Origin of the sequence: Methanohalophilus levihalophilus, from assembly GCF_017874375.1 — an archaeon.
Lineage (GTDB): Archaea > Halobacteriota > Methanosarcinia > Methanosarcinales > Methanosarcinaceae > Methanohalophilus > Methanohalophilus levihalophilus.
This window is the reverse complement of the sequence record NZ_JAGGLK010000002.1, coordinates 248,517-268,274: the sequence shown is the minus strand read 5'-3', so window position 1 is coordinate 268,274 and position 19,758 is coordinate 248,517. Positions and strand designations below refer to the sequence as shown.

The following is a 19,758-nucleotide window of genomic DNA, read 5'->3' as shown; positions in this document are numbered from 1 at the left end:
GCGTAGCTTAACCCTCCTCTTCGTGAAGGACTTCTTTAATCACTTTGCCATAAACAGGTCTTGCAATAAGGACACCGATCATGACACCAATAATGGTTGTTATGGCGAAACCTTTCAAAGCACCAAAGCCCATTACCACAAGCGGGGACATTGCAATAACCGTAGTGGAGGCGGCTGCAAATATGATGCCGAATGCGCGGGTAATGCGTGAGAGATAGACCTTTGTCGGAGGCAGTTTGCCTTCGTAAAGGACTTCATCGGTAATTATCACAAGATGGTCAATACCGGTTCCTATAGCTGCGATAATTCCTGCAATTGCCGGGAGGTCAAGCTGCCAGTTGATTGCGGAAGCAAACCCGAGAATCATTACGACTTCACAAAGGGAAGTTCCAACCATCGGGATAAGGATCTGTTTCTTGCCATACCTGCGGAATACCGCCAGAGCGACTGCGATAAGTGCAAGAAGTCCTGCGATTATCGCCTGCAGCTTAAACTGGCTTCCAAGAGCTGCGTCAACCTGTCCCGAGCCCATTAGTTCCACGTTAACAGGAAGCGCTCCTGAGCGAAGGTGAATCTGAAGCTGTTTTGCCTGATCTTCACTTTCCTCATCCCCTCCTGTGGATGCTTCCCAGGCATAAATCGGAGTTTGCTGGAGTTTTGTAGCTGCGGAGAAACTAAGAGGAGCACCATATATTTCCTCGTCATCGAGATACATTATCAGCCAGTGTGCATCCGGATTGGTGGTTGCTCCCGTTTCAAGGGCTACTTTCTGTAATGCAAGTGCACCTTCTTCGCTCAAGGTGAAAGGCGTAAACCACTGACCTTCATGGAAACCGGCGATTCCGACACTTGCGATATCGTCACCGTAGAGGACGTGTTTGGTCTGGTTTCCTGTAGTCTGGACACGAATTTCGAATTTTCCGGGAGTCAGTGCAATTTCCTTGGCTGTGGTGAGATCGATTCCCGCAAAGTCCATGAGAATGTACTCATCACCTACAGTTCTCACCGGGATGTCCTTAAGCCCGAGTCCGTTGAGCTTGTCACTCAGAATGTCCTTGGTCATGTCCCGGGTCTCGGTTCTGACACCGTCACGATAAAGGGATTCACCTGATTCGTCGGTGAGGATTGAGCCGCCTACTGCAGCAAAGAGTACGTCGAGTTCTTCCTCGGTTACCGCAGTGCGGATTTCATATTCCACACCGTCTTCTATCAGGAAAGGAACAACTTCTGAATTAAGTGAAGTCGAAAGATATGATATTATCAGGCTTTGCTCACTTGAAAAGAGAGTGACCGCTGAGCCGTTACCCTCGCTTGCAATGGAATACTCCCCCAGCCCGAGCAAGTCCATTTGGGAATTGGACACCGGTTTGTCGGTGACAAGCACTATTGTGGATGAACCTGAGGGGGTTTCAGACGAGCTTCGCACATCAACTGCATACCCGGTTGTTGATTCCAGTAATGATTCCGCCATCTGTCCGGAATCTGCGTCAGCCTGGATTACCGCACCCTGAAGCTTGACCTGAAGCCAGGAACCGCCTTCAAGATCGAGGCCGTAATTGAGATTTGTTTCAATGCCTTCATCTGCGGAATACCACGGGTGTATTGCTACAAGGGATAGCAAGAGGGCAAGTATGAATATCCTGACTCTCCAGTCCTGCCAGAGGGTTTTTGGTTTCTGTTCCCTTTCCTCGTTCATTTTTTCACCCCCCTGGGGTTCTTTGCTACATACCATTTCAGGATGCCGGTGTTAAGCAGCCATGTATTCATGATATCAGCCATCAGTCCGAAAATGAGGACTATGGCAATGTCTGAGAGCAGGTTAATCTGGGACGCTGTGGAAGTTATAAGATAAGAGAAAGTTGTTACAAGGTACATTACCACAAGAGCCGCGAGGGTTGTGGTTGTCATGGTCAGACCGGTATGGAGCGCGCGGGATATTTTTTCGTCAATGCTTCCCCTGCGCTTGAGCACGCGGGTGGTAAGCAATATGTCACTGTCTACTGAGTAACCGATAAGCATCAAAAGGGCTGCAACCGTTCCAAGGGATAATTCAATCCCTGCAATGCTCATGAATGCGGCTGCGATTGCAATGTCTGAGAGTGCCGAAAGCACTACGGCTACCGATGGCACGAAGGTCCTGAAAATCAGGAAGACAACTATTGCCATTCCGAGGAATGAGAGGACTAGTGCCTGTAGTGCCTGTGCCTGTAAATCCGCACCGTAAACCGCTCCGATTTGCCGGATTTCTACATTTGAATAAATACCCATCACGCTTTGTTCAAGAGTGAACTGTTCATCATTGTCCATGGGGCCGAATTGCATTACCGCCCTGTCCCCGGCTTTGCGCACGTCAACCAGAGCATAGGAAGAGTAGAGTTCCTCAAGCTCTGTGACGGAATCATCCGTCTGCATGGATATCATGGTTCCTCCCTTAAACTCCATGCCAAGATTCACAGGCGAACCTGTTGTCACAAACAAAACCCCGAGAACCAGCAGTGCTACTGCAAACACAGCCAACGGGATGCCGATTAATTGCTTTGTGTCACGTCCCCGAACAAAAGCTTCCAGCCTATCTCCAAAACTAACCATGGGTATGATACTCCAATAACTATCACTAGATGGTAGTTCCATAGCACTGGATTATATAAACAATTTCCTTTGGATTGTGATTTCGTGGATCTGTTGGAAAAATATGTCAAGTGAAGTGGTTGAGCACAGTCTATGGACGAAGTGCTAAACCAAATACTAGAAAATAGAATTGAAGATTTCTTGAATCAGAGAGATAACCGGGATATTAGCATAGAAAAGTCAAGTTTGAATGTTTATTTCCATTCTCTTGGCCATTTATTCTGAATGTAATTTTTTATCTCATCTACTTTGGCCACCATATCCTCTGATGATATAATGTCTTTATCAAATAAGATGTAAAGTCTGATTGAGTAAAGCGCCTTTCCAGACAAAAAATACATTAAAGAATCATCCCTCTGCATAATTGGAACTGATGTACCTGAAATTCTATCATAAATTCGAACCGTTTTTCGAATTCCTTCGTCTATACCAGATTCGTCACTCTCAATTTCAAAACTTCTTCCAATTTTTGTAATACTAAATCCTTTGAGATCCCAGATTATCACGTCTTCCTCAGGAATGCTAAACTTTTCCGAAATTTCTGGGAGCCAATTTTTAAAATCACGAAATGCTGAGATATGTTTATTTGAATAAGAGTTACGATCTTGAATTGACTCCAACCTTAGAACTTCTTTTGGAGGAACCCGGTTTATGAGTGATTTTATCAAAAGTTGAATAGATGGTTCAAGATCACTTTTTTTGTAATAGTCTCTGATCTTGTTCATGACATACAAATCATCATATTCATACCATCCACTATCTTCGATCAATGATTTATTTTCTTCTGAAATATATTGTAGCTCATTATTTTCAAGCAGATACAGAATAACTTTCTTTAATACTTCTTCAAATGCTACTACTGATTTATGATAAATTACTTGAGAATAATCAAAATACCTACATAGCAAAAAATGATCTACCGTTCTTAATGCTTTTGGATCGATGCAAATATTCTGATCTGCATCTAATTTCATTTGTAACAATATATATTGGAGATCAGTAGAGCCATAAGGCAATCCAAGATGATATGCAGATCTAAGTAGATAGTCTAATCGATCAGCATCAAGATCTGAACTAATTATATTAGAAATATTGAACTGCTTTTCGTCTTCATAATCAAATTTTTCGCCGTTACTGATGAACAAAGAGTATATTTCATGGACATCATAGTTATTGCTTTCAAGAATAGTTCGTATTTCCACATCCAAACGGAGTATTTCCCTTCCAACTGATTCGTGATTTAAAAATGTCTCCGAATGAAGGTCGTCTATTGTGGTGTTGTCTAAATCCTGGGATGGTTTTTTTAAATGCTCTTTTATGGCATCTTCCATAGCATGTGAGAATGGATAATGTCCGATATCATGCAAAAGCCCAGCAAGTCGAATTTTCTGTTTTGCCCGAATAAGATCATCCTAACCATCGCATCCTTTTTCTTCATCAAATTCCAACTTAAGACGCGCATCATAGAGCTCGCCACATAGGTGACAAACCCCTAAACTATGAGTGAAACGCGAATATTCAGCTCCCGGAAAGACAAAATGAGCAAGTCCTAGTTGCTTGATATTCCGTAATCGCTGAAATGCTTTCGAATTAATAACCTGAGTTTCAAGATCACTCAAATAAATTGTCCCATGGACTGGGTCATGGATTTTTTTCTTTTCAAAGTGTGTAGCCAACAGCGACATAAAATAGCCATTAAATTAATTTTAATTGCTTTGATAACTCAACACCATCATCAAAATATTCAACCAGATGTGGCTTTTCAAGATTTAATCTAGATTTTATAAGATCTTGTGTCAAACCCTCTTCCTTTTTTAAGTAAACAATTGAAGCAATTAACTCTAACCAACTGTCTACTTTTAATTTTTCAGATGGAACAGCCAATATCAACTTAAGTTCATGAATTTTCTGAGTCAAGCTCTCTGACAATTTAAATTTTCTATAATCTTCATCCCCACTATCCAGATAATCATTTAATGAATAATATGCCTTTGTTAATTCTGGACTATAGGGCCCCATCAAATACCAACCATATGAATAGCCTAAGTTTACACCTGCAGATTGACCAATGTAAACTGCTTTTTGTACAGTTTTTCTTTCATCGAGAGTGGCAATTGTTGTAGGCACATTTAATTCATCAAGAAAGAGTTTGAGTTTTATTGATGATTGATCCATAAGTTGAATATCCCCATTTATCTATAGAAACTTCTGATTATAAAGTTAGTGGAAAGTAGGCACTACACTTGTAACCTATTATATCAAGTTTACTTTATGTTCTTTGTCTATTAAAGTGGGAAGAAAGCAAAGTGAAAGTGAAAATGTACATGATCATTTTCTTTTTGATCATATATTTATTAATCATTTTCCTTATTGTTCTGTTCAACTCATCTGAATTTTTAGATCTATGTTAAAATTGCTTGAATATCTGATTACAGGACTGGGATACCCATTCCCAGTCCTTACTAATATATGCATATAAAAAAATAACCTCTATTGTGATGTATTTTTGTTTGTGTGCAAGATTTTCTATTCCTAAGGCCATAAAGCAAAAATAGTGCCTTTGAGCCGAATTAATTGAAATATGCCTCAGTATAGAACAGTACGCTCATTCCAAGAGCTGGACTTACCACTGGAACTAAAGAATTAGAAGATTTAAGCTCCTTGATTTTCCGCCAATTGATGACAGGAAAATTACAATTTCAAAAACCCTGCAATTCCTTCCTGCGCTATAAACCTCCTCTTACAAGCGTTGTATTCCCTTATACATACTCTCAACCCTACAACGGTACGCCGAAAAATATGAAACACTGCTTTTAATACCAGCAGCCGTCAAGAAAATCCCAACCAACCCCCGCCCCCAAACAGTTTCACCCAGCTTCCCAAGTTCATTAGTAAATCCGGCACTTTGTTCATGAGTACCAATTCAGGACAAATACACCGTTCAGGAAAATGCCGATGATAGAACCCAGTGAAGCTATTGGACTCATAGTTGGAAGTGCCGGATTAATTGTGGCTGTTTACTCCATGGGTAAACAAAAAAGACTTGAAAAGAGGTTCAAGGAGAAGGAAAAGCTGAAAGCTCTCTCCGAGAAAATCCTTTTTGAGCTGGATTTCCGGATCGATTCCATTCTTGAAGAAATCGAGAATCCGATGCTTGATGAGAACATCTATTTCGACCTGAAGCAGATATCCGAGATGGTTGTTGCAAGGGCTTTTGATCAGAAAAGCGACCTTGTCAGTTTAAACATCGAAATGGAAATTGATCTGGATGACACGTATGAGAGCATCAGGAAAGATCAGCAGAACATCATGACCCTTTCCCCGAAAAACGAAAAACAATTCCTGAAACTGATTGCAGATGAGAAATACCATTCTCCTCACATATACTGCTTTCTCGATAGCAACGACTTGTTAATGGAGCTAAGCGAGGTTCCGCTGGGTATAGAACTCCTGCTGCGAAACATGGAGGAAGTTGAAAGCGAATTCGGGACAATGATAAACGAATTCAAGCCGGAGCTGTTCATCAACCTCAAAAACTCCCTCATGGAAATGCTGGAAACAATAGCAAAGTCCGTGATTTTATCGAATGAAATAGCAATCAACATTAAAGACTTCGACAGGACAGAGGAAATCGGACTCTGGATTTATGATACCGCTCTTGGAAAACCCCATCTAACGGAACATTTGTTTTGCCTGAGTGAACTGAAAAAAGAACTTGATGACTTTCGGGAAAAACTGATAGCTACAAGCTACACGTGACCAGAAACAAAACACCAGCGTTTAATAGGAGAGAGAGCCTAAATACATACAGCAACTCAAAATAGGCAAAAGCATGGAAAAGCGGGGTACTTTCCTGAAATGCATCTTGCCGGGCATATTGCTTGCTCTTTTTATGCCGGGCATAACCGTGGTTGCATCGGCAGCCGTATATTTAGTTGACAGCGGGGAGTCCATACAGGCAACAATTGAAAATTCAAATACCGGAGATACAATAATTGTCAACAGTGGAACTTACCATGAAGCCGTTACTTTAAACAAACCCGGGCTTATTCTTAAAGGGAGTGATTCGGGAAATGGATATCCAACTGTAATCAGTGGCAGTTCAAATGGCATTGCAATTGAAGCGGATGGATGTGTTGTTGAAAATGTCCATATCACAAAATCAAAATGCGGTATTTTTGTAACCTCGGACAATAACATCATAAGAAATAATGAAGCAAACCACAATGAAAACGGAATCATTCTGGATAATTCTGATAATAATGTGCTTGTGGGAAACATTATCAATTCAAGCTTAAAGTTTGGAATGACCATGCAATTTTCCCATAACAACACGTTTGTAGACAATATTGCATGTGAAAACGGAGGAGATGCCTTCGTGGTTCATGACTCTGATTATAATACATTTGTTGGCAACAATCTAATTTCAAATGGTGACGACGGGATTGATCTGGCGTCATCTGACTACAACATACTTTCGGATAATATTGCACAATCGAATAGCTGGTTTGGAGTCAACCTCGAGAAATGTTATTACAATGAATTCATGAACAACAGCATCATCTCAAACCATGATTATGGTATTTATCTCTACTACTCCGGCAACAACATCCTGAAAAACAACAATGTCAGTTCTAATGGGTACTATGGATTCCGCCTTCAATCATCAGATTACAATGAGCTCGTAAACAATAATGCTATCTCAAACCATGACACCGGGATATAGCTGAGAGAATCACGGCACAATGTTTTTGTGGGAAATATTGCAAATTCAAATTCCGAAAACGGTTTTGAAATGTCTGGAGATTCAACAGATAACCGGTTTACAAACAACACTGCCATCTCCAACGAGGTGTTTGGAATCAGCATGGAATCCGCATACGACAATATTTTCTCAGGGAATCTGGTACACAGCAACTTGAATGGAGATTTCTACGGTGATTACTACCCCAACAAATGGAGTACAGATAACTCTGAAGAGGTTTATGGAAACCTTTTCCAGAGGTATATGGCAACAAATTCAAGTGAATATTCGGGAATAGCAGAATTGTATTACAGGGAAAGTGGAGGAGAATGGATCAAATGTGACGAATACAATGATGTCGAACTCAGATGCTCCACAATTCTTTCCGATCATTGCGACTTCTACACCATCGAAGATGACTCAAGTACATCCGGCAGTTTGGCCCTCGAATACTCTGAAAATAACGGCCAGTCATCCGGAGAGCAGCTTTCTGATACCTCCTACGTCAACGACAGCTCAGGAAATACGAAACCGAAAATGCCAGGCCCTGGAATACTCATCTCAATCCTGTCGGTTATAATTGCGTTTTTGCTGAAGCGCAAATAAAACAATCCCACTCCACTAAAAACCAATATATACCTCTTACACCCCTCTCCTAAGCTATGGATGAGAGACCTTCTACTGACGAATATTTCCTTGAAATCGCAACCGTGGTCGCCAAACGTTCAACCTGCCTGCGTAACCGGGTAGGCTCTGTAATCGTGCGTGACAAGCAAATCCTCTCAACCGGCTACAACGGTGCGCCGAGAAATATGGAGCACTGTCTTGATATCGGGTGCATACGCCAGCAAAATAACATCGAATCCGGCACCCGTCATGAAAAATGTCGTGCCGTTCATGCGGAACAAAATGCGATAATTCAGGCCGCACTGCACGGTGCCGGGATTGAAGGCGCCACCCTTTACTGCACCCATCAACCATGTATCCTGTGCACAAAAATGATAATCAATTCTAATATCGAAAGGGTGGTTTATCTCAACTCGTACCCTGATACCGATGCACTGGAATTCTTCAGGGATGCCGGCGTGGAAGTTGAGAACCTGCAGCCATCACACCTGCTTGAAACTGCGTAAGGCCTGCTTGACAATATCTTCATTATCTGGTCGGTAAAGATCGGTAATTGAAACTTCCCTGTCAGTGCGGAGGTTTAGCCCCCTCACAATCACCACAGGATTTCCGCCATTTCCCTCACCCATGAGAATATTAGCTGCCGCTGCCACCTCGTCCGCAACTGCTTCCTCGCTTATTTTAAGTTCCAGCCCGAAAAGGTCACGTGTGCCTTTCCAGTCCTTAATGGGTTTGATATGATAAACACCGATAGCCACACCGGTCTGTCCTATCCTGAAAGCCCTGCCGTTGGTATCGGTTATGATTACGCTAAGGCTTTTTCCTGAAAGCCTCTCAAGCTCCTCTCCTATGGCGCAGGCACTGGCATCGGAGTCCTCAGGAAGTTCCACAAACTTCCCACCCTCAACATTGGAATCGTCAATTCCCGCATTGATACAGACATGAGCCCCCTTGCTCTGCATGAGCATCATGGGATAACCGATTAGGCATTCGTGACTCCTGTCCAGAACCGCCTGCACGATCCGTGGATCCCTGTCTCCCTTTTCACCAAGACGCAGAGCTAGTTCTCCCGGGACAATTCCCTCAAGTGTAAAAAGACGCCCTTCTGCCTTTGCTACAATGGTGGATGCAATCACTACAATATCACCGTCTTCAAGAGCGATGTTTTCACAGATCATCTGCGCAATATTGTCCCCCGGCTGCACCAGAGGCAAGCCATCAACCGTAAGAACTTCCATTTTCAAAGACTCAACTCCACAACTGCAAAAAGCATCAGGAATAAATAACACTATCTACAATTACTGACTGCGGCGATGATGAGAGTTACCCCCACCGAGCAAAGGATGACGAGGACTACAGACCTGATGCCGCAAAACGAATTATAGTTCTAAAAAAAATAAGAAAAGATAGAGATTATTCAATCTCTATCTTTGGTTTTTCTGCCGTCTTGGTCTTTGGAAGAGTTACTGTCAATACACCGTCCTCGAGTTTTGCCTTTGCGCCTTCCTCGGTTACATTGGAAGGCAAGGATACAGCCCTTGAGAATCTGGAATAGCTACGTTCCTTCTGGACATAGCCTTCTTTCTCAGATTCTTCCTCCTTTTTTGACTCTGCGCTTATCTCAATGTAGCCCTCACCTATGCGGATATCCACATCACCTTTGTCAACTCCCGGAAGATCGGTTGTAACAACTACTGAATCATCTTTTTCCTGAATATCCACAAGAGGAGAGAACACATCCCCACCTTTCCATTCTATGGATGGCATGAAATCCTTAAAAAGTTGGTTCAGGTGTTCCTGGGTCTGGCGAATCTCATCAAATGGATCCCAGCGGCTAACTATCGGTACCGAAGGTCTGCGAATTAAACCCCTTTTCATACAATTCCACTCCTGCAGTCCTCTAAAACTGCAAAAAAAGTTAGGTTGCGGAAGCTTAAAAAGATTGCGAAAGGGCGTTAATTCGCTTCCCCGAGTTCCACGAGCAGATCAATAAGATCGTTACCTTCCACCGTTCCCAAACTACCGTCTGCAGCCTGCTCTTCAGTGTATTCAGTGACTTCATCCCGGATAAAATCTGCAGTAGACCAGACAACAAAAGGAACTGACTCCGACGTGTGAGTTCTCAGGGCGATTGGTGTCGGATGATCCGGCAATACAAGAACAATGCAGTCATCATCGAGATCCTCCACGCCTTCCAGAATTGGCCCTACAATTTTCCCGTCAAAGTCTTCAACTGCCTGTATCTTAGCCTCAATATTACCCATGTGGCCGGCTTCATCCGGCGCTTCAACATGCACAAAAACAGCATCATGGTTTTCCAGTGCCTTTAATGCAAACCCTACCTTTCCTGCATAGTTAGTATCAAGGTAACCGGTAGCTCCCGGAACATCAAGAACTTCCATTCCCGCATAAACCCCTAATCCTTTAATGAGATCAACGGCTGAAATCACTGAAGCCGTAAGCCCGTAAAGATCGTAAAACATGGGAAATTCCGGTGCATACCCCTGACCCCAGAACCAGATGGAATTTGCAGGTTTTTTCCCTTCCTTAATCCTCTGGATGTTAACAGGATGCTCCGCAAGGATATCCCATGAAGCCTCGATCAGTTTCCCAAGCTCATCGGAAGCCTCACCTTTAGGCATGTGATCTTTTACAGGTTGCTCCAGTACATCGTGGGGCGGTGTGCAATTACAATCCACACCAAAGGGAGCAGTCATGAGATGACGGTAGCTGAATCCAGGATAGAAGTGAACATCATTTCCTAATTCCTCTTCCACAGCTTCAATAAGCTGTGCAGCCTCTCCGCTTGAAATATGTCCTGCACTGTGATCGAGAATTAAGCCATTTTCAATGGTGATTAAATTACAGCGAAATGCCACTTCCCCTTCCTTTAAGCTGACACCCATACTTGCGGCTTCAAGGGGAGCACGTCCCGAGTAGTACTTTCTTGGATCATAGCCCAGAACCGACATGTTCGCCACATCGCTCCCTGCCGGGTATCCTTCCGGAACATTGTTTGCAAGACCACATGCCCCCTCCATTGCCATTTTATCCATGTTTGGAGTTGAAGCGGCCTCCAGTATGGTGTTCCCGCCCAGGCTTTCAATAGGGTGATCTGCCATCCCGTCACCAATGAGTACTACGTATTTCATACTACAACCATGGAAAAACTGCTATATATCTTCTGTTAATAACTTTAAATAATCTAGGAGGAGGAGGGTAAAGTGAAACCCACAATTCTTGTAACAACAATTCTACTAATTCTTACAAGTGTAGCCGTAGGTGCAGCCATTGAAGACGAACCGCCAATCCTGTATTATGAAACAGATGCCACCGCAGGAGATGTTTTCGGAATCCAGCAGGATTATTCCATAGATGTCATGGACATTAACAGCAACAACGGAGATCTCTGGATAAAGGTGTCTCTTGAAGGAGAGGAAGTGGATAGCGGATTTGCCAAGGAAAACGACCCCTATGAATACATTCTTGAAATCGAGGATGAAGACGACGAGGATGAAACAAAGGAATATCTCATCGTAAAAGTCTCTTTCATCGACATGAAAGATGATGGGGATGATACCATTTCCGAAATCCTGATTGAACAGTTCCTTGATCCGGAGAGATCTGATTCTGATTTCCTCCTCCTTGGTTCAGGAACTTCCGTAGCTCAAGGGGAAGAAAAGGATCTTAAAAATGGGTATGCAATTACAGCCACTGATGTGGACACGGATATGACAGACCTTATACTGAAAAAGGATGGAAATATCGTAAAAACAGAAGATGAGCTGGAGGAAGGAGATGTTTTCAGTTACACTCTTCATGGTAATGGAGAGGTAAATACCATTTTTATGGCTTATGTGGATACACTCTTCGAAGGTGTAGATTCAAACACAGTCATTCTCAAAGATGTAGCCCTGCGCGAAGATACCGGAATAGATGCAGGTCTAAATATTGAAATCTCAGTAGGCGACATTGAAGCAGGAGACACAGCAATCATCAGCTACACCCTTGACGCCCCCGCCTCAAAAGTGGAAGTATTCCTTGATGGGGATATGATTGATGAAAGGAAGGATGTTGATGCCGGGACTTATGCTGCAATAACCGATGAACTTGATGCAAGTATCTATGAAGTTTCTGTAAAGGCAATCACTGAAGATGGACTGGAAGTCGAGGAAGAACTTGCTTTCAGTGTGGGAAATACTGAAAGCGAGGAGCAAAATACCACTGAAGAGGATGCACCTGAAACAACAGACGAACCAAGGGGAACCCCTGGATTCGGAATAATGATTTCAGTGATTGCACTGATTTCCGCCCTTATGTGGAAGCGCAGATGAAATGACGGTTCATAATGTTTATATTACACTGCCATATTATACTGCCAAAAAACGATTAAAGCTTACAGAAACGTGATTTGATAATGAGATATGTAATGAAATTTGGCGGTACGTCCATTGCGGACGGAAAAAAGATCCGCCATGTCGCCAGCCTCCTCAATGATTACAAGAAAGAAGGGCATGAAGTAGTGGCAGTTACTTCGGCGCTTGGTGGTGTTACTGACGGTTTGCTTGAGAATGCCATGGAAGCTTCCAGAAAAGGAAAGGTTCCACAGATCAAGGAATTCATGGCAAATCTGGCGAAGAAACATTATGATGCTGTGGAAGAGGCCATCGATGACAGCACTGCTGCTGATGAAGCAATCGAACAGATTGATGCCCGCATTGATGAACTTGAAAAGGCACTTATCGGAATTTGCTATCTCGGGGAGCTGACGCCTCGCTCCATTGATTACATTTCTTCCTATGGAGAAAGGCTCGCCGCCCCAATCATAAGCGGAGCAATACGAAGCCTTGGAACAAAATCAAAAGCATTTACAGGCGGAGAGGCAGGTATTGTTACAAACAGTAATTATGGTAAAGCATCTCCCCTGGAAAAAACCTACGAGAATGTAGCGAAAACACTCGGGGAAATTATCGAAGATCATATTCCTGTGGTAACAGGATTTATCGCTGAGAGTGAAGAAGGAATAATCACAACCCTTGGTCGAAGCGGCTCTGACTACACCGCATCAATCATCGGTGCTGCTGTCAAAGCAGATGAGATCTGGTTGTGGAAGGAAGTGCATGGCGTCATGACCAGCGATCCACGTATCGTACCGGATGCACGCCCAATCATGCAGATTTCTTACATTGAGGCTATGGAATTATCCTACTTCGGTGCCAAGGTACTTCATCCAAGGACCATTGTGCCTGCCATCAAGCACGGCATTCCTGTCAGGGTAAAAAATACTTTTGAACCTGATTTTGGTGGAACGCTTATTGTAGCAGACCAGACCCGCAGTGAAGATGTGGTCAAAGCAGTTACACTTATCCGCAATGTTGCAGCAATCAACATTTCCGGTGCAGGAATGGTTGGTGCAATTGGAACAGCAGCACGTGTCTTTTCAGCTCTTGCAGATGCAGGCGTGAATATTATCATGATCAGCCAGAGTTCATCCGAAGCCAACATGTCATTTGTAGTGGATGATGCGCATCTGGATATTGCCGTAAAAGCACTCCAGCCGGAGCTTGAGAAAAACTCTATTGCAGATGTGGTCTGTGACAGCAACATCTGTGTGGTTGCAGTCGTCGGAGCCGGAATGGATGGCATACCCGGCGTTGCAGGGAGGGTTTTTGGCGTATTGGGCCGGGAAAAGATCAATGTTATTATGATCAGTCAGGGTTCATCCCAGCACAACATTTCGTTTGTTGTCAGCTCCGATCAGGCCGAAGATGCAGTCCGTGTACTTAACCGGGAATTCGAACTCGGTGCTCCCAGGGAGGAATGATTTTTGCAGGAAAAGAAACTTACATACGCCGATTCCGGCGTAGACATTCATGAAGAGGAAGGAACAATTGGAAACCTGACAAAAAGCATGACCTATCGCAGGGAAGGCATTGGTGCACCCCTGACAAACATCGGACATTATGCCGGCCTGATGGACTTCGGGGAACATGCACTTGCAATGGCCACAGATGGTGTCGGTTCAAAAGTCCTCATTGCAACGGAAATCGAAAAATGGGATACAGTGGGAATTGACTGTATTGCCATGAATGTCAACGATCTGCTGGCAATCGGTGCCGAACCCATCGGATTTGTGGATTACCTGGCAGTCGAAAAGCACTCCGAGGAATTTGCACGCCAGATTGGCGTCGGACTTGCAAAGGGTGCTGAGATCTCAAAGATGTCAATTCTTGGTGGCGAAACAGCTACTTTACCGGAAATTGTCAACGGATTTGATCTGGCAGGAACCTGTCTTGGAATGGTCAAGAAAGACGAGATAATAACTGGCGAAAAAGTGGAAATTGGCGATGTTCTTGTGGGCCTTCCAAGCAGCGGGATACACAGCAATGGCTATACCCTTGTCCGCAGGATAATTGAGGAATCCGGATATTCCTATCATGACCCCCTTCCTTACAACTGTTCAAAAACCATCGGTGAAGAGCTTATTACTCCAACAAGGATTTACATGGAAGTACTGGACGTGATCCGGGAATGCAACGTTCACGGTCTTGCACACATTACCGGCAGTGGTTTGCTGAAACTCCAGAGGGTTACCGATCTTGGATTTGAATTCATCGACCCGATTGAACCACCGGAAGTTTTCAAGTTCCTTCAGAAGGAAGGCGGAGTAGATGAAGCTGAAATGTACCGCACCTTCAACATGGGAATGGGCTTTTTGATTATTCTCCCACCGGAAGAAGCTGAAAAAGCTGTCAACCTCTGCAATGGTAAAATTGTCGGGAAGATTGTGGAAAAGGGTATTAAACTAAAAGGAATAGACTTCATCTAAGGGTCCTAAAATGTCCTGTATCAATGATATTCCTTACGAAATAATGCTCAAAGGGGCGTCCCAAAAAGAATGTGAGGACTTCGTCATACGTAATTCCGATGAAGTCTACCATGTTCCAGCGGGTTACACAATTCGAGGCGTTATGCTCAGGGGAGCAGAAACCATTCCAATTGGCATTCGCGAAAAGGCAATCTATTTCCAGTATGTAAAACCCTGTGCAGGGCTGTTTGTGCTCAAACTGGACAATGCCGAAGATGAAATTGAAAAACTCCGCAAAAGCGGATACTGAGTCAGAGTTTTGAAGGACTTCCTTTTTCAACCACACATTTCATGAAATCCCCGGATGGGAATTCGTGAATTGTGGAAGCTACAACCAACCCCTTTCCTATTTCTTTCTTCACCATCACTGGCTGATTTCTTTCATTTTCAAGAATCACGATAGCATCGGCTTTTGAGAAATATCCATCACATTCCACCGGTTCTGACAGGTCTTCAATAATACATGAAATGTCACCCTGATTCACCTGATGCAATGGAAGTTGCTCATGCTCTTCAAAATATTCCAGTTCAAACGGGAGCCAATCAAAAGAATAGAATTGTACCAGTGGACCGAATATAACTAAAGTCCCGCCTTTCTCCACAAAATTTACAAGCTTTTTTCCTTTATTCCCGATAGACCGATGGATTTTGCTGTAAGCGGTATTCGCAAAACCTGTAGGCAGGACAAGACATCTGGAAGTCGGTAGGAAAGGAGTACCAAGAGCGGCACCATCTACCCTCATGCACGCAAGTCCATGTTCTGTGAACAGTTTTTCAAAAAGGATAGGAGAATCCCATACAAGCATCACATCGGTCATGGGAAACTGCTACGATGGCATTTGAGATTAATATTATGGTTTAGCTGTATTCCACAACAAGGAGGGGGGCACTGGAAGAAACACCATCATAGGATTCAACAACACGTTTTCCTGTGCCGTTAATTATTACTGTCATCGAGTTTCCTGAACTCCAGCCCGATCTGCTTACGATTTCCTGCACGACACTTGATATGTCCGGGGATTCGAGAGTTTCGCCTACATCCGGAGAGGGAAGACTGTTCCACTGGACAACAGCAGAAGTTCCTGCACGGCTGCTTATGTTATAATCTGAACTGCTAAACTCCGGCGAATCATCAATGTCATGACCATAAATATTCAGAGTAGTTGGTTGAGCATTGTTTTCGTCAATAATAAACACTATTTTAGCACTGCTAATCGTGCTTCCCTGTGGGATATCAACGTTCTGGAAACGCATTCCTGTTACCTGATCCTGACTGCCATCACGAATCAGTTCAAGATCACTGCTCGTGAGCGACATCGCACCATTTGAAACCCTCTCCTCTGCATCATCACTGGAAGCACTCACACGGTATGATTCACTGCCCTGAGGAAGTGTAACTGCATTGTATATTTGTGTAATTTCCGATTCACTGAGAATTGAATCACATATCCTTACATCATCCAAATCACCCAGGAATGCCTGGTTTAAGGCAAACCCTCCACCAACTGAATCCTGTTCCTGTCCCATCACTACTGAACCACCGGTACCAATAGAAGTTCCGCTTGCAAGAGTACCGGAATATGCAAGAGAGCCGTCTTTGTACAATTTAGTGGAGCCGTCCGAGCCTTTCCATGTAACAGCAATATGATGCCAATCCCCGTCATTTGCGGATACACCGGTGGCAACATTGGAATTACCCCTGTATATGGCAAACGATCGGTAGTTATAGATCAGGAATTCATTATTGTGAGAAGCAGCATATGAGAACGGAGTTCCACTTTTGCTGCTGTCCGAACTCTTCATCCAGAACATAACAGTTATTTCATTCTGTGGCAGATCCATGGTTTTCTGTACATAATCATTGGTTCCGTCAAATGACAAACCATTGCCATCTATTGCAGAAATCCAGGTAGCCCCATAGATTGTAGCATCGTAAGAACCTACGCTATCATATGCAATTGATCCGGAACCGGTGTCAAATGCCCATCTTGCAAATCCACATGTGGGATCAGGCGTCACTCCACCAGATCCTGATGAGAGTGAAGAACTTCCAGATAAGAAACTGTCAAAAACAACAAGGTTTGCAGAAGTGTGAATAAGTTTCGATTCAATTGAGCTGTTTTCAGTAATGTTGTACCCGAACATATCCGATACATTCAGTTCAATTGTGTCGCCAAATTCCCATATGTCCCTGCCATAGAAAGAAGAAATCTGGGAAGAATCGATTCGCTCAATGGTACCGTTAATATTCACCAGAAATGCGATGTCGCTGACATCTATGGTTTCTCCACCGGTATGCCTGAAGGAAACCGTATCAGTGTCAATATCCGTCCAGGCATCTACATCCACTCGTGCGGATTCGTCTGCCCCAAGGTTTGCAAAAATAAAAGTGACAATGGCAGCAAATGCCAGAACTGCAATCGCACTCAAAAGAATCTCTCCAACGACCTCTGCTACTGCAGATTCGTCGCTTGAAAGCGTTTTCATGCGTGGCAACACTGGCATGTACTAATTTAACCTTTTAATAAAATATATTATTATGGGCTCAGACCGCATTCAGGTAACGTTTGATTTCCCAATCGTGAACCTGTATCCTGTAATCATCCCATTCTGCCTTTGCGTATCTAAGGAGATTATTGTGGAGATGTTCACCAAGGGCATTTCTCAGGAGCTCATCTTTTTCAAGGTGGTTGGATGCTTCCAACAGAGTTCCCGGAAGGGTTTCAATTCCCCTGTCATCCCTGCCACAGGCGGTTAATTCAAAGATATTTTCTTCCGTGTACAAATCGGCAGGATCTATCTTGTTCTTTATTCCATCAAGACCCGCCGCGAGAAGAGCCGCAAAAGTAAGGTAGGGGTTACATGAAGGATCAGGACTTCTCAATTCAACCCTTGTGCTTTTCTTTCTTGCAGAAGGAATACGTATTAGTGAACTGCGGTTGGCCCCTGACCAGGCAATGTAAACCGGTGCTTCATAGCCCGGAACAAGCCTCTTGTATGAGTTAACTAAAGGATTGGAAATTGCAGTAATACCGTTTACGTGTTTTAGCAAACCTCCAATAAAATGGAATGCAATATCACTCAATTCCATCTTCCCATCGGGATCATAGAATGCATTATTGCCATCCTTTGAAAGAGAAAGATTTACGTGCATACCTGATCCATTTTCACCGAAAATGGGTTTTGGCATGAAAGTTGCATGAAGACCGTTTATTTTAGCAATGGCACGTGTAACATACTTGAAAGTAACAACATTGTCTGCGGTAGTCAGAGCATCCCCATATTTGAAATCGATTTCATGCTGCCCGAAAGCAACTTCATGATGAGAAGCTTCAATATCAAAATCCAAATCGGTAAGTGTGAGTACAATATCCCTGCGGATGTCTTCGGCCAGATCTGTCGGAGCAAACTCAAAATAGCGTCCATAATCGTGGGGTTTGGTCGTTGAATTTCCATTCTCATCCTTTTCAAAAAGGAAAAACTCGAGTTCCGGCCCGACATTGAAAGTGTAACCCATTTCATGAGCTTCTTTCATTACTTTCTTAAGGACATAGCGGGGGTCTCCTTCAAAGGGAGTGCCGTCCGGCATGTATACATCACAGATCATACGGGCAACAATACCCTTTTTGGAATTTAATGGCAAGATTGCGAAGCTACGAACATCAGGTCGCAACACCATGTCGGATTCATCGATCCTCACAAAACCTTCAACTGAAGAACCGTCAAAAGATATACCGGTATCAAGGGCTTTCTGGATCTGCGTCACAGGAATCTCAACATCCTTGACACCACCCTGAATATCGGTGAACTGCAAGCGAATGAACTTAACATTCAGTTCTTCAGTTGCTTTCAATACATCTTCTTTAGTGTTGATTATCATAATATCACCTGATGATTGTTTGTATTATGGAGAGGGATTACGCCCTGTATGATATATCATGTTTTTGGTGATAAATGTAACATAAAACAGAAAAGAAGCATACAGGATTTTGGTTCACTTTATTGGAGTTTCACTTACGAAGTGGTGATATCCTAAAAAAGGAAGTAGTTGGTAATCAGCAGTTCTCATCAACGAACTTTATACCAACATCTTTCATATTGTTCCTGATGGCTACGTTGATAACAAGCGGAGTCAGGGCTTCAACCATAGAGGATGTTTCAAGCGGGCCAATGTCAATTGGTCTCATATTTGAAATATCCCTGACGAGATCAAAAACAATGTTTTTGGAATGCATGTTGTTTCCACATACACCAATATCATAGTTTAATTCGATGTCCAGGTTTGCAAGCTTTGCTGCCGGAACATTGTGGAATGCAGATACAAGTTCAATCCCATCCGGAAGCAGTGCATCAATTTCCTCTGCCGCACTACCTGAAGCGGGAGTACTGTAACAGAAGTAATCCACATTATAATCATCACGATCAGCTGCTGTCACCTCAATTGTATCGGAATCCGGCATAATTATGCAGCGATCCTTTGCCATGGGTACAACAACAGATATGACGATTTGATCGTCGAGTACGGGCTTTATTTGATCAATTATTGAAGCAACCTGACCATACCTGACTGCAAGCACTACAACTTCAGCTTTTGAAGCTGCTGTTTTGTTGAGAGCACCCGTAATACTGGCATCAAGACCACGATTTTCCAGCATGCTTGTAAATTCAGCTGCTTTGGCTTCGGCTCTTTCCTGGTTTCGGGAGCCAATAATTACTTCGTGTTTCTGGCCCCATCTGAGCGCAAATCCCTTCCCGATGCTACCTGTGCCACCAATTACTGCGATCTTCATGGGAACCCCATAATTAATAATGTAAATAAAATTATTGGTTAAAAAAATAGCCGGATGAACCAACTAAGGATCATTCGGCTATTTTAGCAATGACAAATGTT

General features: G+C 43.3%; 19 protein-coding genes. 8 read left to right on the top strand and 11 right to left on the bottom strand.

Annotated elements, in window-relative coordinates; all coding sequences use genetic code 11:
* Positions 1–7 precede the first annotated feature (7 nt).
* From J2755_RS04990 to J2755_RS04975, 4 genes are all read right to left on the bottom strand, one after another.
* Positions 8–1,696, bottom strand: a complete 1,689-nt coding sequence (locus J2755_RS04990; protein WP_209680591.1) for a preprotein translocase subunit SecD — start codon at positions 1,694–1,696, stop codon at positions 8–10.
* Positions 1,693–2,589, bottom strand: coding sequence for a protein translocase subunit SecF (locus J2755_RS04985; RefSeq protein ID WP_209680590.1), 897 nt, complete (start codon positions 2,587–2,589; stop codon positions 1,693–1,695). Before J2755_RS04985 ends, J2755_RS04990 begins: the two co-directional genes overlap by 4 nt.
* A 233-nt stretch (positions 2,590–2,822) precedes the next feature.
* On the bottom strand, positions 2,823–4,013 hold the full coding sequence (locus tag J2755_RS04980) for an HD domain-containing protein (protein ID WP_342591068.1): 1,191 nt from the start codon (positions 4,011–4,013) through the stop codon (positions 2,823–2,825).
* A gap of 310 nt (positions 4,014–4,323) precedes the next feature.
* Complete coding sequence (locus J2755_RS04975; protein WP_209680588.1) at positions 4,324–4,803, bottom strand: hypothetical protein; 480 nt, start codon at positions 4,801–4,803, stop codon at positions 4,324–4,326.
* A gap of 780 nt (positions 4,804–5,583) precedes the next feature.
* Here J2755_RS04975 and J2755_RS04970 point away from each other — a divergent pair.
* From J2755_RS04970 to J2755_RS04955, 4 genes are all read left to right on the top strand, one after another.
* A complete protein-coding gene (locus tag J2755_RS04970) occupies positions 5,584–6,387 on the top strand; it encodes a hypothetical protein (protein ID WP_209680587.1) in 804 nt (267 codons plus the stop codon).
* 73 nt (positions 6,388–6,460) lie between these two features.
* Entirely contained in the window at positions 6,461–7,354 is an 894-nt protein-coding gene (locus J2755_RS04965; RefSeq protein ID WP_209680586.1) for a right-handed parallel beta-helix repeat-containing protein, read from the top strand.
* The gene (locus J2755_RS04960; RefSeq protein WP_245312778.1) at positions 7,355–7,978 is read left to right on the top strand and encodes a right-handed parallel beta-helix repeat-containing protein; all 624 of its coding nucleotides are present in this window, start codon (positions 7,355–7,357) and stop codon (positions 7,976–7,978) included.
* Positions 7,979–8,034: 56 nt separating this feature from the next.
* Positions 8,035–8,505: a deoxycytidylate deaminase gene (locus tag J2755_RS04955; protein ID WP_209680583.1), complete on the top strand. Its 471-nt coding sequence runs from the start codon at positions 8,035–8,037 to the stop codon at positions 8,503–8,505.
* On the opposite strand, the gene J2755_RS04950 is transcribed toward J2755_RS04955, so the two are convergent.
* The 3 genes from J2755_RS04950 to J2755_RS04940 all read right to left on the bottom strand — a co-directional run bounded on the left by J2755_RS04950 (position 8,482) and on the right by J2755_RS04940 (position 11,151).
* A complete protein-coding gene (locus J2755_RS04950) occupies positions 8,482–9,243 on the bottom strand; it encodes a coenzyme F420-0:L-glutamate ligase (protein WP_209680581.1) in 762 nt (253 codons plus the stop codon). The genes J2755_RS04955 and J2755_RS04950 overlap by 24 nt on opposite strands.
* 169 nt (positions 9,244–9,412) lie before the next feature.
* Positions 9,413–9,877, bottom strand: coding sequence for an Hsp20/alpha crystallin family protein (locus tag J2755_RS04945; RefSeq protein ID WP_209680579.1), 465 nt, complete (start codon positions 9,875–9,877; stop codon positions 9,413–9,415).
* Positions 9,878–9,954: 77 nt separating this feature from the next.
* Positions 9,955–11,151 (bottom strand): cofactor-independent phosphoglycerate mutase, encoded by a 1,197-nt coding sequence (locus tag J2755_RS04940; RefSeq protein WP_209680577.1) that lies wholly within the window; start codon positions 11,149–11,151, stop codon positions 9,955–9,957.
* A gap of 72 nt (positions 11,152–11,223) precedes the next feature.
* Between J2755_RS04940 and J2755_RS04935 the strand changes: the two genes are divergently transcribed.
* From J2755_RS04935 to J2755_RS04920, 4 genes are all read left to right on the top strand, one after another.
* On the top strand, positions 11,224–12,333 hold the full coding sequence (locus J2755_RS04935) for a hypothetical protein (protein WP_209680575.1): 1,110 nt from the start codon (positions 11,224–11,226) through the stop codon (positions 12,331–12,333).
* A 95-nt stretch (positions 12,334–12,428) separates the two neighbouring features.
* Complete coding sequence (locus J2755_RS04930; RefSeq protein WP_245312708.1) at positions 12,429–13,823, top strand: aspartate kinase; 1,395 nt, start codon at positions 12,429–12,431, stop codon at positions 13,821–13,823.
* Between the two features lie 3 nt (positions 13,824–13,826).
* Positions 13,827–14,828 carry a phosphoribosylformylglycinamidine cyclo-ligase gene (gene purM / locus J2755_RS04925; protein WP_209680572.1) on the top strand — a complete coding sequence of 334 codons (1,002 nt, stop codon included), beginning with the start codon at positions 13,827–13,829 and terminating at the stop codon, positions 14,826–14,828.
* A gap of 10 nt (positions 14,829–14,838) precedes the next feature.
* Positions 14,839–15,117 carry a DUF1894 domain-containing protein gene (locus tag J2755_RS04920; RefSeq protein WP_209680570.1) on the top strand — a complete coding sequence of 93 codons (279 nt, stop codon included), beginning with the start codon at positions 14,839–14,841 and terminating at the stop codon, positions 15,115–15,117.
* 1 nt (position 15,118) lies between these two features.
* Here J2755_RS04920 and J2755_RS04915 read toward each other — a convergent pair whose 3' ends face one another.
* The 4 genes from J2755_RS04915 to J2755_RS04900 all read right to left on the bottom strand — a co-directional run bounded on the left by J2755_RS04915 (position 15,119) and on the right by J2755_RS04900 (position 19,657).
* Complete coding sequence (locus tag J2755_RS04915; protein ID WP_209680568.1) at positions 15,119–15,685, bottom strand: hypothetical protein; 567 nt, start codon at positions 15,683–15,685, stop codon at positions 15,119–15,121.
* Between the two features lie 40 nt (positions 15,686–15,725).
* Complete coding sequence (locus J2755_RS04910; RefSeq protein ID WP_209680566.1) at positions 15,726–17,354, bottom strand: LamG-like jellyroll fold domain-containing protein; 1,629 nt, start codon at positions 17,352–17,354, stop codon at positions 15,726–15,728.
* Positions 17,355–17,412: 58 nt separating this feature from the next.
* On the bottom strand, positions 17,413–18,747 hold the full coding sequence (gene glnA, locus J2755_RS04905) for a type I glutamate--ammonia ligase (RefSeq protein ID WP_209680564.1): 1,335 nt from the start codon (positions 18,745–18,747) through the stop codon (positions 17,413–17,415).
* 175 nt (positions 18,748–18,922) lie between these two features.
* Entirely contained in the window at positions 18,923–19,657 is a 735-nt protein-coding gene (locus J2755_RS04900) for an NAD(P)-binding domain-containing protein (RefSeq protein ID WP_209680562.1), read from the bottom strand.
* Positions 19,658–19,758: the final 101 nt, after the last annotated feature.

What these genes read in the sequence shown, in the direction of transcription:
- J2755_RS04940 (WP_209680577.1), bottom strand. Translation starts at nt 11,151, where the DNA reads ATGAAATACGTAGTACTCATTGGTGACGGGATGGCAGATCACCCTATT.
- J2755_RS04970 (WP_209680587.1), top strand. Translation starts at nt 5,584, where the DNA reads ATGATAGAACCCAGTGAAGCTATTGGACTCATAGTTGGAAGTGCCGGA.
- J2755_RS04955 (WP_209680583.1), top strand. Translation starts at nt 8,035, where the DNA reads ATGGATGAGAGACCTTCTACTGACGAATATTTCCTTGAAATCGCAACC.
- J2755_RS04930 (WP_245312708.1), top strand. Translation starts at nt 12,429, where the DNA reads ATGAAATTTGGCGGTACGTCCATTGCGGACGGAAAAAAGATCCGCCAT.
- J2755_RS04945 (WP_209680579.1), bottom strand. Translation starts at nt 9,877, where the DNA reads ATGAAAAGGGGTTTAATTCGCAGACCTTCGGTACCGATAGTTAGCCGC.
- J2755_RS04920 (WP_209680570.1), top strand. Translation starts at nt 14,839, where the DNA reads ATGTCCTGTATCAATGATATTCCTTACGAAATAATGCTCAAAGGGGCG.
- J2755_RS04910 (WP_209680566.1), bottom strand. Translation starts at nt 17,354, where the DNA reads ATGAAAACGCTTTCAAGCGACGAATCTGCAGTAGCAGAGGTCGTTGGA.
- J2755_RS04915 (WP_209680568.1), bottom strand. Translation starts at nt 15,685, where the DNA reads ATGACCGATGTGATGCTTGTATGGGATTCTCCTATCCTTTTTGAAAAA.
- J2755_RS04965 (WP_209680586.1), top strand. Translation starts at nt 6,461, where the DNA reads ATGGAAAAGCGGGGTACTTTCCTGAAATGCATCTTGCCGGGCATATTG.
- J2755_RS04975 (WP_209680588.1), bottom strand. Translation starts at nt 4,803, where the DNA reads ATGGATCAATCATCAATAAAACTCAAACTCTTTCTTGATGAATTAAAT.
- glnA (WP_209680564.1), bottom strand. Translation starts at nt 18,747, where the DNA reads ATGATAATCAACACTAAAGAAGATGTATTGAAAGCAACTGAAGAACTG.
- J2755_RS04990 (WP_209680591.1), bottom strand. Translation starts at nt 1,696, where the DNA reads ATGAACGAGGAAAGGGAACAGAAACCAAAAACCCTCTGGCAGGACTGG.
- J2755_RS04985 (WP_209680590.1), bottom strand. Translation starts at nt 2,589, where the DNA reads ATGGTTAGTTTTGGAGATAGGCTGGAAGCTTTTGTTCGGGGACGTGAC.
- J2755_RS04900 (WP_209680562.1), bottom strand. Translation starts at nt 19,657, where the DNA reads ATGAAGATCGCAGTAATTGGTGGCACAGGTAGCATCGGGAAGGGATTT.